The sequence below is a fragment of the Pseudomonas sp. ADAK2 TE3594 genome (assembly GCF_053628675.1).
On record NZ_JBRJGV010000001.1, the window covers coordinates 3,618,422 to 3,632,844 of the forward strand.

Below are 14,423 nucleotides of genomic sequence, written 5' to 3' on the forward strand. Positions count from 1 at the left end.
TGGTGAGTAGGTTCTCCAGTGGTAGTCGTGCCTGAGTTCAGGCGATCTGAAAATCCGACTTTTTCAACAGAATCGGCTGTTGGCGGGTTTTCGCGAAAGGCAACTTTGGGTCGATGGCTGCCCCTGATGACAGGCTGAAATCGGCATGAGCGGACAGGCGCAGTAGACTCGAGCAAAGCGAATCGAGTAGTGTTTAAGCTGATTTTGCTCGTGCATCTGCGGGTGTAACCGTGGCGTTCCAGCTATGGTGTAAGCTCCTTTACGTGGCCATCGGCCCCCTGCAAAACCCAGACTAGACAGGAAACAAGGAATGTTATCCATCAAGTCCACGAAAGTATTTTTTGCCCCATTCAGGGCCTGTTTGTAGTTATGCCGGATCTAAAGACATGAAACTCAAGCAACTAAAGATGGTTTTAATTTCACTTTCAGCAATTACTCACAACGTGTCAGCGGATCAAAAAGGCTTGAATCTTGAACCTCTTGCAATGGCTAACACAAGCTGTGCTGCATTTTATGCGGCCGCACAAGTATTGATCAAGCCAGAAGCCAAGAAAGAGTATGAATCTAAATTCAGCACACATTACGCCCTATCACACCAACTCAGTTCTTCATATGAAACGCTAGCAGAGAACTTGAACAAAGAAATCCAACGCCAAGCCACCGATGCTTCATCTTTAAAAGAGAAGGCGCAGATTGTAGACTTCCTATCCAAAAATCTAATTAAGTGCAGCACAATCGAAATCCAATCCACTGCAATAATTAAAAATAACACCACTTACCAAGAATAATTCACTGAATAAATCTTCAACCACGACAACTCTATGAGTCGCTCCCATTTTCGTATACGAATCGAATGGTCTTTTCTGGGCAAGATCGGCAGGTGACCACTGTCTGCTTCGGGTCGGATAGCGACGGTCTAGCATCGACCGTCGCTATAGATGGTCAGACTTCCGTCTGTTCTGCCATTTCCAGGGCATCATCGACCTCGATTCCCAGGTATCTGACGGTGCTTTCAAGCTTCGTATGACCAAGCAGAAGTTGGACAGCTCTCAGGTTTTTTGTCCTGCGATAGATTAGCGATGCCTTGGTTCTCCGTAGCGTGTGAGTACCGTACATGGTTGGGTCAAGGTCAATGGCTGTCACCCACGCTTTGACTATTCGAGCGTATTGTCTGGTGGAGAGATGGTCTGAGTCGTGCAACCGGGTCGGAAACAAAAAGTCCTCGCTGTGGAGGCGGGCCTGATGCATCCAAGCCTCTAGAACCGTTCGGGTTTGCTCGGTGATCTCAAATTGCACTGGGTGGTGGGTTTTCTGCTGCATCACGATGGCCCGTGACGACACATGCTCCCCATGGGCTATGTCTCGGACTCGCAGCTTGGTTAAGTCACAGGCACGCAGTTTGCTGTCGATGGCCAAGTTGAAGAGCGCCAGATCCCGTGTCTTCTCAGCAAGCTGAAGTCTTACGCGGATGGCCCAGATATCTCTGACTCGGAGCGGGGCTTTCTGCCCGACAAGCTTTCCCTTGTTCCAAGGCTGATGGCTGTATGTAGCAATAGTGTTCATGGTTTTTCCTCCACGTCGAAGGAGGACAAGGGTGGATCAGTCACAGGGCGTGGTGATTGCTATTCGGCCAGAAGCGATCACTGAGTTTCATCCATCGCACCATAACAAATCACGAGCATAATGATGCATCTCCAACGATGCAGCATGAGTCGGATCATGAGCGAAACCCAAAGCTGGACAGTCAGGTGCCAAGACACCGCAGATGGAACTGGCGACGTCATCGTCGATTTGCCACCAGAACTACTCGCGAGCTTGGGCTTGGTCCTTGGTGACGAGCTGACAATCGAGGTGATTGATGGCGCGATAGTCCTGAAGCCGAAGCGCAATACATCCCCCAACCCCAATCCCTCGCCACTACCCGCCACCTAATTTACAAGCGGCTTAGCGCAGATGCGTGCTGACAGACGGCTTTCGCAGAAGCCGTCGCTCTGCGGTAAGTACCTGGCATCAACTTTCTCTACCCCAGCCTTGTAGAACTCGTCCGCGACCTTTTCTAAGCGAGCCTCTTTACAGACGGAACTTCTCGCGACGAAATGCCACTCAGCTCGGACGAATAGAAATATCCAAATAAGTGGGGATCAGCTAGTCACTGCCCCCTTTGGAGCACTGGCAATCAGGCTGGCGCCGCAGGCGGTTTTCATACCGTGCAGTGCAATGGGGGTTCCGTCGACGGTATAGGTACCGCTGCCCTCTGCAATGGGAAAAATCCCCTTGCACAGCGGGCAACTGACCTTGTGACCGACTCCCGCAATCGGTTTGCCATTCAGATCGGTTTGAGAGAAGGCCTCAAGCACCACTCCACCATGGCTTGTGGAGTCACCCAACCGGATTATGTCTTTCACGGTATCTCCCTGGTTTACTTGACCGCCTCAGGAATGTTGCAGTCTTCCCTATCAATTCCGATAGCCGTCAATCTATTACTTGCGCGTCCAGACGGATGCAGCGCCTGACGTTATCTCGGCAAGCTGGCCTTCACTGTCGTAGTGATAGAACCATTCATCTTCACCAGGCCAGCCATTGGCAATAGCCCGGCCGGACAGAACCTTACCTGTAGAAGAGTACTTATAGAGAAACACGGAAAACGCATCGCGGGCACTGACTCCGACATAGACCCTATCGCCGTCATCGAGCTGAAACAGCCTTCCAAGGCCTATTAACCTAGCGTCGAGTTTATCTCCACGATCCATCCCTTTAAAACCGACGGTACGAATTTCCAAGAAGGTATCCGCATGGTCGTATAGCATCGCCTGAATTGACTGCACCCCCTTTTGCCCCGGAAGAACGGTAATCCTGTGGTGCCCCCCAGAAAATCCAGAGCAGTATTTCCCTAGCTCACGTGCTTCTTCCACACTTGAGTATTTTTTTTTCATCAGCCTGGGCGTCGAAAACCCCATGCGTTCCGTGTCGTATGGTAAGTGCCCGAAATAATCGCCATCAGAAAATTTCCACTCATCCACTGACTCGCAACGCGCCAGATAGGCGTTGTACGAACCGGTTGCATCGAACGCTTGGAAACTTTTCCTCAGATTCTCAAGCGTCGTACGCACCTCAGGGACATCAAGCAACATCGTGATCTCCATCATGAACAACAACATTCATACGTTGCTTTCCATTGGCCACTTTCCATCCGGCCCCCAATATCTCGCAAAGCATTTTCGACATTTCCGCCACGTTTCTCTACACCCTTCAATACCTGATAGATGAGTTTGTCATTTTCATTACTGTGGATATGGGGTCCGGCGTGGTAGTTCCCGGCTTGCGCAGCATCAGCTCGCCCCGGATGCAAGACTGTCCCGACCTGCGAATTACTCGTCCCCCATAAACGGGCGCCATTTGCCCCAGTATCGATGCCGATATCATTGCGCGCCAGAATCTCTCGAGACTTCTTCACATGTATGTTCTTGTTGCAATTCTCCTGAACAATGTGGTGCGGCGTTTGCCCCGTCATTAAAGGACGGTTTTCGGCTTTCAGACCACCCGCCAGCTTTTTCGCGGAAAGGCCATACGGGTCCACATATTCAGTTGAATTCGGACCGTACTCATACAAATGGATCCCGCCGTCCAGGCCAATTGGATCTTTGCTGATGAAACGACCAACCGCCGGATCATAGTACCGGTGCCGGTTGTAGTGCAGCCCAGTCTCATGGTCATGGTACTGCCCCTGAAATCTGATCGGATTGGTCACCCCCTGCTGTTGTGCCGCCGCCGAGCGCTGCTCACGCACCGCCCCCCAAGCCTTGTACTGCGCACTCCAGGCGATTTCGCCATTCTGATCGGTCAATTCCTGTGGCGTGCCCAGGTGGTCGCACTGATACCAGCTGAGAGCGTCGATCGGTAAAGCAGTGGGTTTGTTACGCCACAACGGGTCGTCATCCTGAATGTAGTCCCCGCTGTAGTTCGGTTGCCCCATCAACTGAATAGGTTTGTGCAGTAGTGCCTGCGCTACCGGGACAAAGCTGCCGGGCTCGTAGATGTAGTGCACGGTGCGCCCGGCGCCGCCATCCTGCTGAGCCGGGCTGCTTTCCCAGGCGAGGAAGTCGCCATCCCAACCATAGAGCGTGAAGCCGCAACCAAGTTCGCGTTGCCTGCGCGCATGTTCATTGCTGTTCCATTGCGAACCTGCTTCCGGGCGTTGTTTGTATTGGGCGCAGGAGTTTTTGTGCAGGCGGCGGCCGAGCGCGTCGTAGGCAAAGTCGACCGACAGGCGCGTGTCTTCAAACCGCACCAAACGATCAAACAAGTCCCACATCATTTGGCTTTGGTTGCCGTTGTGCCAGCGCCGGATCTGATTACCGCGCTCGTCGTATTCGTAGTGCGTGCCAGCATATTCACGCAACAGATTGTCAACCAACTTGCTGCGCGGCGGATCCAGGTCCAGCGGACGGCGAATTTCTGCGGTCTTGTCGTCCAGCAGGTTACTGGCCGGGTCAAAGGCAAAGGTTTCCACACCCAGGCGACTCATGGCGCTGAGCAGGCGACCGACCGGGTCGTAACGATAGGCTAACGGACCACGGCGACTGTCATTGATATCCGTTAGTTGGCCGGCAGCATCGTAGGTGTATTCGCGCTTGAACAGCGTGGATTTTTCGTCACTGCGTCCCAACAGTTGCTCTTGCAAGCGTCCGGCCGGGTCCCATTTTTGCGTTTGCAGCAGGCGGTTGCCTTGGTGGCGGGAGATTTCACGATGCAGATCGTCACGTTCATAGCCGATCAGCTCATGCTCATCCAGACGCAACCCCAACAAGTGGCCGCTGCCATACGTGAGCCAACTGATGCGATGGCCATCAGGACGAGTCGTGGCAATGCGCTGATTGAGTACGTCGTACTCGTGCTGCCAGACCGCGACCACCGGTTTTTCCAAACCAAGATAGTGCTGATGCTCACGCAGCAAGTTACCCGCCGAGTCATGGAACCACTGCAGACGGCTGTCCGCGTTGCTCGCCATCACCAGGTTGCCATTACCGTCGTAGGCAAAGGTTTCGCTTTGCACCTGCTCACCCAGCGTGGCACGACGTTCGATCAGGCGGCCCATCAGGTCAAAGCGAAGCGCAATGCTGCGTTCACCATTGAGCTTTCTGGCCAAACGGCCGCTTTCAGGCTCGTACTGGTAACGGGTAGAGCGCCCGTCGAAGCCGGTTTCTTCCAATAGACGACCGACGGGGTCGTAATGGAAATGCGCGCGGCGTTCGTTTTCATTTTCCAGTACCACCAACCGCCCGAGTTTGTCCCAACGGTAGCGCAGGGTTTGCTCGGCGGCATCGACCCGCTCTGCAACCATACCGGCCGCGGTGTAGCTCCAGGTAGTACAACGATCAAGACCATCGACGTGGGCCAACAGCCGACCTTCGGCATCGCGCTCGAAACGCTCCTCGGTCTTGTCCGGATGTTTGATCAGTACCAGTTGCCCAGCCTTGTACTGATACTCGGTACTCTGCCCCGCCGAGTCGGTAAAGCAAATCATCTGCCCGAATTCGTTGTACTCCCAGGCGCTGGTCTTGCCCGAGCAATCGACGTATTCCACCAACTGACCGGCATCGTTGTAGTCAAGTTTTTTTTCGTTGCCGTTGGCGTCCTTGATCGCCGTCGGCAAGCCCGTCTCGTTGAAGGCATACTCGGTTTTGTTGCCCAACGGGTCGACTGTTTCCACCAGGTTACCGAAGTCGTCATAGGCCCATTCCCACTGGCCACCCTCGGCATCGCTGATTTTGATCAACTGGTTCTGATCGTCATAGGCATAGTGCACTACGCTGTCATCGGCGCGGATATGCTCAAGCAAGTTGCTGCGATCATCGTAACTAAAGCGATCGGTGCTGCCATCGGTATGAACGTGACGTACTACGTTTTTTGCGGCGTCACGGAAGAACCATTCCGAACGTTCATCCGGATGACGGATGCGGTAGGTGTAGCCAAGGATGTCGTAGTAGTGCCAGGTCTCGTTGCCCAGCGCATCACTGACATAGGTCAGGCGAATATTTTCGTCCCACTCCAGGCGCGTGTCGAAGCTGCCGTCATCGGCCCACTCGCGCACGGCCTTGGCATCGGCACCGTGGCCCTGCCATTGCAGGTTCATGCCCCGGCCAGTGCGGTCGGTGTAGCGCGTGATCAAGTGATGCTGGTACTGATACGACCAGGCACCGCCGTTCTCGTCCTGGGCCAGGGTCAAGTCGCCGTAAGCATCGTACTGATAGTGGCACAGTTGCCGCTGCGGTGCGCCGTCACGGATTTCCCAGAGGCCGATCAGCCGGCCGTGATCGTCGATCATCGTGCCGAGGTGCAAATGGACTTTGGTGATGTCGTCCTGGTAGGCGATTAGGTCCGAGAGCACTGACCATTCGCCGTGACGATGTTCATAGTGCAGCATGACGCCGGCGCCGTTGCGCAGCACCACGCCAGTCAACACATAGCGCTGGCCACGACGGACGTAGGTTTCCTTGCGCTCGAAACCACGACACAGCAGCAACTGGTCTTCGCTAGTGCGCACCAGGGTGAGGTTTTCGATGGCATCGTAGTGGAACAGGCCGACCTTGGGTAGCGGATAGGTGTGACTGCGGCCGTCAGCGTCATGGAATTGCAGCGCATCATCGACCAGGTCGAAGCGCGTCGTGAAGGCGCTGATCCAGCGCGCGCCCAATGAGTCCTGATCATAGGCGTCCAGGTTCGAGCAATAAGTGCGCGTCCATTCAATCGGGAACGCTCCGGCCAAACTAAAATCGGTATGAGCGACGTTCTCCGAACCCATCGCAAAGCTGATGCTGTTACAGGTACTGGGGCAGGTGCCATTTTTGTCAGGATTTGCCCTTTTTCCTGCAGGCACTTCATTTTTCCTGACCTCTGTCCGGCCCTCTCCCAACCGACGCTTGGCCTTGCTAGTGGCACCGAATTTTACGTTTCCGGACATACCACGGCCATTTCGCACATTCCATACGGCGACCGCTTTGGCCAGTACCTCTAGCAGAGCCCCCACGGAGTAAGGCATACCGGGATCACTGAGCTTTTTCAGTTGTGTGCGAAGCTCCGGGCCCATGGCCGTCAACAAGCGTGTTTGCTCATGCACCAGCTCCTTGGCCTGCTCAGGTAACAGGAGCTTCGCGGCGCTGTTGACCACCCCCTTGCCGGCGGCCTTGTAGACATCGCAGGCAGCGCCAAAGATATTGCTGAACGCCTTCGTGGGATCATGCAGCAGCTGAGTGCCCACTCCACTGACTTTCTTCCCGGCGTTCTCCATGCTCTTTACCGAGTCGAGATCACCGTCAACCAAGGCATTCAACCCCTTGGAGATTTCCTTGAGAATCTCTTCGCCTTTTTCCCCGGCTTGATCGAGAAGACTCGGCAGTTGCGCTTTGGCCGTTTTCACGAAATCGTCAATTTCGCCAACGATGGCCGCGTTCAAATGCCCGACGATCACATTGATCAAAGCGTCGCCCAGCAGCGTCTTGCCGGCGACCTTCATTTCCTGCCGCACCAGATACAGGGTCGGGCGCAGGCTCATGCGTGCAGCAGCCATATTCGGTGGGTATGGGATCACGCCGATCAGGTCGATGCCCAGGCTCACCCAGTCGAGCGAATCACGCGTCTTGCTTTTGGCCAGGGTGGCAATGTCATTCAGAACATCCACCAGCGCCATGATGTTGCCCACCACTGGCAATGCACCGGCGACGTTTTTGATCCGATCGAGCGTGACGACACCGCCGCTGACCTCTTGCAACCAGGCATCAAATTTAGCCGCATCGCGCCCGACGTCCGCGACTTGAATCTCACTGAGCGGCACGACCGTAGATTGGGGTTCACGTTTTACAACAGCAGTTTCAGTGGTCATGACAGCATCTCACCCGCGAGCAGGCCCGGCGTTTTAAAGGAAGTCTTGGGAGGGGTAACGGTCGGCAAACTCGGCAACTTGCCGCTTTTGCTCGCCGCGCCGAGGATGCGCGAAGCGCTCGGCATGGCTGCGCTGGCCAGCTTCGGCAATCCGGCTACGCCGCCCTGCAGCGCGCCTTGAACTTGCTGCGCGGTTTGCATTGCACCTTGTGCCGTCTGCACCGCACTCATGCCGGTCTGCGCCAGACCTTTGCCCTTCTCCAACAACTCAGCACTGCTGCCAGCACTCGGCAGGGTCTTGGCGACCATGGCTTGCACCTGTGACGGAATGTCATCGGCACCCGGCGGGGTTAACGGCCATTCGGGTTTGCCGATGTAACTGCCGTCACTCCAGGTGTCCGCAGGGTCCTTGCCGAACAGTACCCGTGCCGGGCCCGGTGCGGCGCCGGACACGCTGGCGAAACCCTTGGCATCGAGCTTGCCCTTGAGGCTCCTGCCCAACGCATCGATCACTTCGAAGTCGCCGTCCTTGATGCCCTGACGCCCGGCGTACTGGTTGAACAGTTCGAGGTTGCCCTTGCCCGGTTTCGGCGGTTCGGGGAACACGCCCGCCAGGCTTTTCGCCCCGGTGTAGGCGAAGTTGGCCGCATGGGCGGTGTACGGCCCGCTGGTGGCGTGGGTGATGCCGCCGGCGTTGTAGGTGGTGGCGCTGCCGCCGCCCTGGATCACCAGTTCGGTCTTGGCGGTGATGGTGATGCGGTCGGCATTGGCGGTGATATTGAGCTTGGCCAGCAGGTTGATGCTGTCCTTCAGCGCCCGCACGTCGATGTCGCCGGACGCGGCGACCAGGCGCCAGCCCATGCTCTGCACGAACAGGCGCATGCCCCGACTGGCACTGGCCAGCAGGCGTTTGCCGATCGACAGGCTGGTGTGGCCGGTGCTGCTCAACGCCAGGTGCTCACCGGTGGCGATGTGGCTGGAGCGTGGCGTGGTGAGCGCGATGCCGGCAGGACTCGCCAGTACCAGATGCGGTTCGGTGAACTCCGGAAACTCGTTGGCGGTCATGTTCGCCGGACCGCTTCCGAGGATGCCTTGGTGCTGACTGTGCAGCGCCTTGGCCACGTCATCCTGATCGCCCGGTTCCTGAGCTTGCAGTTCTTTGGCCTGCAGGGCGAAGCCGTCCTGTTGCTCGCTGGCGGTGGCCAGGCGTTCGGCAGTTTCGGGCAGGTCCTTGTGGTGTTTCGATTCGTTCGGCCGTGGCTCGGTGGTGATCAGCAAACCGGCGGCGGCGCGCACCGCGCCATGGCGGTCGGTTCGCAGCTCAAAACCTTCACCACGGGGCTGGCCGCCAGACGGCCGCGGATGGGTCAGGTAGCCGAGGTTGATCGCACTGGCGCCGTGGTCACTGCGCAACGCGATGCTGATCTCGCTGGTGGTGTCGTCGATGCGCAGTTCGTTGGCGCGGCTGCCCTTGTATTCCTTGCTCTTGACCGTGGCCAGGGTCTTGAAGTCGGGCAGTTTGTACGGCGGCAGGTTCACGCCGTGGTACAGGCAACCGGTGATCAGCGGCTGATCGGGATCGCCTTCGAGGAAGGTGATCAGCACTTCCATGCCGATCCGCGGCAGATTGATCGAGCCGAAGTTCTGGCTGGCCCAGTTCGAGGCCACGCGCATCCAGCAACTGGTCTTGTCGTCGTGCTGGCCTTCGCGGTCCCAGAAGAACTGCACCTTCACGCGACCGTACTGGTCGCAGAAAATCTCCTCGCCTTCGGGGCCGGTGACCACCGCGCTCTGGGTGCCGAGGACTTTCGGTTTCGGGTGATCCAGCGGCGGACGGTACGGCACGTCCCAGGGAATGGCGCTGAACTGGTTGCGGTAGCCTTGGTGGAAATCGTCCTTGAGGTCGGTGACGTCGCTGCTGATCACCTCCTCCAGCACCTGCGGCTGCTTGCCTTCGTGGAAGATCTCGGTGAGCAGCCACAGGTCGTTCCACGCCGGGTTGGCGTGTGCGGTCAGCGCGAGGAAATGCCCGCTGACCAGCAAAGGCTGATCGCTGTTGCCTTCGGCCAGACGATAGTCGCTGCGATGGCGCTCCAGCGCCCGATTGGCCAAGTGCTTGCCGCGCTCGCGATCGACGAAACGGCCCGGGTAATCGTAATCTTCAAGGTCCGGCTTGGCGGCACTCTTGGCGTCACTTTCCAGCTCGATCTTCGGCTTGGTGAAGTCGTAATCGCGCCGCGTGGTGCGGCTGGTACGGGTGCTCATGCGCAGGCCGAAACGCTTGATCACCGGCTGATCGGCGACCAACCCGGTGTCCTGCTGATAGGCCACCGGCGCGAGTTTCGGGAACACCGTTTGGTCATCGCCGAACATCAGCAGATGGCCGGAAGCGCTGTGCTGGAAGTGGTAATGAATCCCCTCCTCCTCGCACAGGCGCTGGACGAATTGCAGGTCGGATTCTTCGTACTGCACGCAGTAAACCCGCTCGGGATACAGCGCACTCAATTGGAACTTGTGCTCACTGGCGAGGATGCCGTGTTCTTCCAGGACCTGAGCGATGATCTGCGGCACGCTCATTTGCTGGAAGATCCGCTGGTTGATCCGATGTGCCAGGTAGGCCAGTTGCGGACGCAGGGAGATTTTATAGCGGGTCAGGCGTTTGCCGGCCTCACCCTGGGCGATACTGTAGACCAGCCCGTGAATGCCAGTGCCCGCGGGGGACAACTGCAGAAACGCCAGTTTGTGCAACACGCTTTCGAGGTTGATCGAGGCTTTTTCGCTGACCAGTTCCAGTTCAAATTCGAACGGTTGGTTCAGGCGCTCCCGGCCGGTGAAGGACAGCACTTGAAAGTAGCTGTCCGCCCCATCGATGGTCAGGCTGAAATGGGTCTGATTGGCCGGTGCGAACATTCCGTGTCCTCATGCAATGTTGCGGCACTCGTCGACGCCAATGGCGATCAACGACTGCAAAAATTCTTCAGGAGTACCACCCGCCTCGACCAGCCGTGCTGGCCGAGGGGTAAAACGGTCGGCCTGGATCAGGCGACCGGAACGCGCCAGTCATCGGAACCCGAAGTACCGGATACTTCGTGGGTCCAGGTGATTTTGCGGTAGGTGAATTGCACTTCTTCCAGGTGCGTGAAGTGCGAGTTCGACGGATCCTGGCAGTTGTGCATTTTGTTGTTGATGGCGACGATGATCGCGTCTTCCAGTTTGGTGGTGTAGTAGTGCTCTTGGGTGCCTTGAGCCGAAGTGCGGTACCACTGGATAACGATTTCGCTCATGCGCTCGCCGGAGGTCAGCGCCGCTTGCAGCAGTGGCGAGGACTTGTCGTAGACCTTGGTGATCACGACTGGCTTGTGTACACGCTGACCGGTTGGTTGGCCGGACTGTGGGTCACGCGGGATGATCACGTCGTGGCTGAAAGCCTGAACCATGACCTGGTCTTCGTGACCTTCTTGGTAGGTGTTGCCCACGGAGTCGGCGGTGAACGCGCCGGCAGTGATCAGGCCTTGTTTTTCGCCGGTAACGGACATGTACGCAGGTGTTGCCATGGATGCTCTCCTTGCTCAAAAGACAGGACCGGACGGCGTGATTGCCTGCCCAGGTGTCGGCGGAGAGATCAAAAGTCGTGCCAGCCATCAGATAGCCATTAGGCATCAAGGGGTTAGGTGGCCTCGGCGGTGACTTTTTCGACGTTCACGGTGAGAAACAGAAGAAAAGTGCGCAAGAAGTTGCGCAGTACTGCGCAACTTCTTGCGCACTTGGCTGTAGGGCACGAACTACGTGGCCTGTAGCGATTTATCAGGCTGATTTTGACAATTGAGTGCGCAACTTCTTGCGCACCTCCGCAATAGTCTTCATTCGAGGTCTACTCTGTTCGCGGAAGACGGAAATCATGATAAACAACGGTCAATAGTTACCCTCGGAAACTGGCGGCTTTCAGCCACGAGTTGCCCTTCACTACCGGCGGCTCTCGTTCCGAAGCGATCATCGAACCTCGTGGCATCCATTTTTTCCTCCTGCTGACTCTTTCAATCCCACCTTCAAGGACCGAACCTGTGATCGTATCCCCCGCCAAACTCCTCTTCCTGCCCGGAGCCTCAGGTAACACCCGGTTTTGGCATCCGGTTGCTGAGCGCTTGGCCCACCCGGCGCAGCAAGTCCATATCGGCTGGCCCGGCTTTGCAGACACTCCGCCGTTGCCTAGCGTGACTGGCATGCATGATCTGGTGGCTCGCGTGCTGGCCGAGATCGACCGGCCCACAGCGCTGGTGGCACAGTCCATGGGCGGCATAGTCGCTGTACTTGCAGCGCTTGAACGCCCCGAGCTGATCACGCACCTGACGCTGACCGTCACCTCTGGCGGGGTGGATATGTCTGCTCTGGGCGCGCATGACTGGCGCCCGGATTTTGCTGCCACCAACCCGACACTGCCGAGTTGGTTTCTCGACGACCGCACCGACCTCACGCTCCGGTTGATCGAGTTGCGCATGCCAGTCCTGCTCCTCTGGGGAGATTCTGATCCGATCAGCCCCGTTCGCGTCGGCCAGCGCCTTGCTCAACTGTTACCTCGTGCTGAACTACACGTTTTCCCTGACGCCGATCACAATCTGGGCTTTACTCACGCAGCCGAAGTGGCGAGGTTGATCGAGAGACATCTGGCCTACTGGTAAGCGGAACACTTGTTGCCACCGCGTCGGACTGATTGTGCGACACCGTGCGTTTCAAGACCTGGTGAACAGACAACCGGAGGCATATCGTTCTAACCTCGCCGGATACTCTGCGCAAACCGCGTAGAGATGAAAAAAATCAAAGCATAATTAAAAGTGCACGAACCAACTTGAGTCTATGACATGTGATTTCGCACCTCGTTGACCACCTGCTATGGGTCCAGGCCGTGTGAAAACACGCTGGGCGCATTTAAAACTGAGTTTTGCTTGTGTTGCCTGTGCAACCAGCAAGCGGAAGCGCGAATTACTTCTAGTAGTAACATCGGCCCTCGTAATGCTGTTTGGGCCGCGTCAGCGGCCCAAACAGCCACTCACGGACGATCAAACGGCTGGACTCACGCCCTGATCGCCTCAAGCAGTCCTGCGATGCCGAAGATGCTCATCATCCGTTTGAGGTTGTAGGCGAGCACATGAAGGCTCATCTCTGTGCTTACCCTCGGAAGGGTTTTGGTCAGGAAGTGGGTACTTCCCATCCAGTATTTGAGCGTTCCAAAAGGATGTTCAACGGTCTGTCGGCGACGCCTCATCATCGTTGGATCATGTTCCAGCCGAGCCTGCATCGCGTCGATTACCGCCTCATGTTCCCAGCGCCTCACTCGGCGCTCCTTACCCGTCGTACATTGCTTTTGCATTGCGCAGGACTGGCAGCCCGAGAAGTAGTAACAGTGCAACAACATGCCGTCTTCCATCGACGAATGCCGCCGGGTCAGCAACTGTCCCGCAGGGCATCGATACGCGTCCGATGCAGCAACGTAGATGAAGTCCTGCTTACCAAATCGGCCTTCGGCTTTGCTGCCTGATGTCAGGGGTTTTGGTACAAAGGTGGTGATGCCAGCCTGCTCGCAGGCAAGGATTTCCAGCCCTTTGTAGTAGCCTCGGTCAGCTACCACCGTCAGCGACTCAGCGCCGATCTCTTCACGCGCTTGGTTCGCCATATTGCTCAGTTGCGCCCGGTCATTACCAACGTTAGTCACCTCATGGGCAATGATCAGATGGTGTTTGTCGTCGACAGCTGTTTGTACGTTGTAGCCAACCGTTCCGGTGCCTCGGCCGCTCATGGCCATTGAGCGTGCATCTGGGTCTGTGAGGGAGATTTGCTGGTCTGGACTGTCGTGAAGCTGCGCCTCTATGTCCTTGAGTTTTTGCATCTGCTGTTTCAGCGTTTCGATTTTTTCTTTCAGCCGCTCGGCCTTGGCCCCGGCCACTTCGGGCGTTGCCCGATCCGCCGAATCCATCGCCGCCAGATATCGATCAATGCTCTGTTCGATCTGCTGCATGCGTGCCTTCACTTTGCCCTGGGTGAAGTTACGGTCGCGATTATTGACGGCTTTGAATTTGCTGCCATCGATGGCGATGATTGATTGGGAGAAGAGATTCAGGTTGCGGCAAAGCACTACGAATTGTCGGCAGACGCTGCGAATGGCTTTGCCGTTGTCTTTGCGAAAGTCGGCGATGGTTTTGAAGTCCGGGGCCAAACGTCCTGTCAGCCACATCAACTCGACGTTGCGCTCGGCCTCACGCTCTAGCCGGCGGCTGGACTGAATCCGATTCAGATAGCCGTAGATATAGATCTTTAGCAAGATCGCGGGATGGTAGGCCGGACGCCCCGTTGCAGCAGGATCAACACCGTCGAATCCAAGTGCCCCCAGGTCGAGTTCATCAACGAAAACGTCGACCACTCGCACTGGATTTTCTTCGGTAACGTAATCGTCCAGGCACTCCGGCAGCAGCGTCACCTGCGTCCGGGCCTCGCCTTCAATGAATCGCTTCATGATCGTCCCCGCTACGATCTCGACGATCAGAAGATTAGGC

General features: G+C 56.8%; 10 protein-coding genes. 3 read left to right on the forward strand and 7 right to left on the reverse strand.

Annotated features, from left to right (window positions below):
- The first annotated feature begins 386 nt into the window (after positions 1–386).
- Positions 387–788 carry a hypothetical protein gene (locus AB7M22_RS15975; protein ID WP_454187043.1) on the forward strand — a complete coding sequence of 134 codons (402 nt, stop codon included), beginning with the start codon at positions 387–389 and terminating at the stop codon, positions 786–788.
- A gap of 154 nt (positions 789–942) precedes the next feature.
- On the opposite strand, the gene AB7M22_RS15980 is transcribed toward AB7M22_RS15975, so the two are convergent.
- Positions 943–1,563 (reverse strand): tyrosine-type recombinase/integrase, encoded by a 621-nt coding sequence (locus tag AB7M22_RS15980; protein WP_454187044.1) that lies wholly within the window; start codon positions 1,561–1,563, stop codon positions 943–945.
- Positions 1,564–1,719: 156 nt separating this feature from the next.
- On the opposite strand from AB7M22_RS15980, the gene AB7M22_RS15985 reads away from it, so the two are divergent.
- Complete coding sequence (locus tag AB7M22_RS15985; protein WP_454187045.1) at positions 1,720–1,932, forward strand: AbrB/MazE/SpoVT family DNA-binding domain-containing protein; 213 nt, start codon at positions 1,720–1,722, stop codon at positions 1,930–1,932.
- Between the two features lie 209 nt (positions 1,933–2,141).
- On the opposite strand, the gene AB7M22_RS15990 is transcribed toward AB7M22_RS15985, so the two are convergent.
- The 5 genes from AB7M22_RS15990 to AB7M22_RS16010 all read right to left on the reverse strand — a co-directional run bounded on the left by AB7M22_RS15990 (position 2,142) and on the right by AB7M22_RS16010 (position 11,432).
- Positions 2,142–2,405, reverse strand: a complete 264-nt coding sequence (locus AB7M22_RS15990) for a PAAR domain-containing protein (RefSeq protein ID WP_454187046.1) — start codon at positions 2,403–2,405, stop codon at positions 2,142–2,144.
- Between the two features lie 75 nt (positions 2,406–2,480).
- The gene (locus AB7M22_RS15995; protein ID WP_454187047.1) at positions 2,481–3,158 is read right to left on the reverse strand and encodes a hypothetical protein; all 678 of its coding nucleotides are present in this window, start codon (positions 3,156–3,158) and stop codon (positions 2,481–2,483) included.
- The gene (locus AB7M22_RS16000) at positions 3,143–7,879 is read right to left on the reverse strand and encodes an RHS repeat-associated core domain-containing protein (protein WP_454187048.1); all 4,737 of its coding nucleotides are present in this window, start codon (positions 7,877–7,879) and stop codon (positions 3,143–3,145) included. The genes AB7M22_RS15995 and AB7M22_RS16000 overlap by 16 nt, the downstream gene beginning before the upstream one ends.
- The gene (locus AB7M22_RS16005; RefSeq protein WP_454187049.1) at positions 7,876–10,788 is read right to left on the reverse strand and encodes a type VI secretion system Vgr family protein; all 2,913 of its coding nucleotides are present in this window, start codon (positions 10,786–10,788) and stop codon (positions 7,876–7,878) included. The genes AB7M22_RS16000 and AB7M22_RS16005 overlap by 4 nt, the downstream gene beginning before the upstream one ends.
- Positions 10,789–10,916: 128 nt before the next feature.
- Positions 10,917–11,432 (reverse strand): Hcp family type VI secretion system effector, encoded by a 516-nt coding sequence (locus AB7M22_RS16010; RefSeq protein WP_007900657.1) that lies wholly within the window; start codon positions 11,430–11,432, stop codon positions 10,917–10,919.
- Positions 11,433–11,939: 507 nt separating this feature from the next.
- Between AB7M22_RS16010 and AB7M22_RS16015 the strand changes: the two genes are divergently transcribed.
- A complete protein-coding gene (locus tag AB7M22_RS16015; RefSeq protein WP_454187050.1) occupies positions 11,940–12,554 on the forward strand; it encodes an alpha/beta fold hydrolase in 615 nt (204 codons plus the stop codon).
- Between the two features lie 392 nt (positions 12,555–12,946).
- Here the strand turns inward: AB7M22_RS16015 and AB7M22_RS16020 are convergent, their stop codons facing one another.
- A complete protein-coding gene (locus AB7M22_RS16020; protein ID WP_454187051.1) occupies positions 12,947–14,383 on the reverse strand; it encodes an IS1182 family transposase in 1,437 nt (478 codons plus the stop codon).
- Positions 14,384–14,423: the final 40 nt, after the last annotated feature.

What these genes read in the sequence shown, in the direction of transcription:
- AB7M22_RS15975 (WP_454187043.1), top strand. Translation starts at nt 387, where the DNA reads ATGAAACTCAAGCAACTAAAGATGGTTTTAATTTCACTTTCAGCAATT.
- AB7M22_RS15980 (WP_454187044.1), bottom strand. Translation starts at nt 1,563, where the DNA reads ATGAACACTATTGCTACATACAGCCATCAGCCTTGGAACAAGGGAAAG.
- AB7M22_RS15985 (WP_454187045.1), top strand. Translation starts at nt 1,720, where the DNA reads ATGAGCGAAACCCAAAGCTGGACAGTCAGGTGCCAAGACACCGCAGAT.
- AB7M22_RS15995 (WP_454187047.1), bottom strand. Translation starts at nt 3,158, where the DNA reads ATGTTGTTGTTCATGATGGAGATCACGATGTTGCTTGATGTCCCTGAG.
- AB7M22_RS16000 (WP_454187048.1), bottom strand. Translation starts at nt 7,879, where the DNA reads ATGACCACTGAAACTGCTGTTGTAAAACGTGAACCCCAATCTACGGTC.
- AB7M22_RS16005 (WP_454187049.1), bottom strand. Translation starts at nt 10,788, where the DNA reads ATGTTCGCACCGGCCAATCAGACCCATTTCAGCCTGACCATCGATGGG.
- AB7M22_RS16010 (WP_007900657.1), bottom strand. Translation starts at nt 11,432, where the DNA reads ATGGCAACACCTGCGTACATGTCCGTTACCGGCGAAAAACAAGGCCTG.
- AB7M22_RS16020 (WP_454187051.1), bottom strand. Translation starts at nt 14,383, where the DNA reads ATGAAGCGATTCATTGAAGGCGAGGCCCGGACGCAGGTGACGCTGCTG.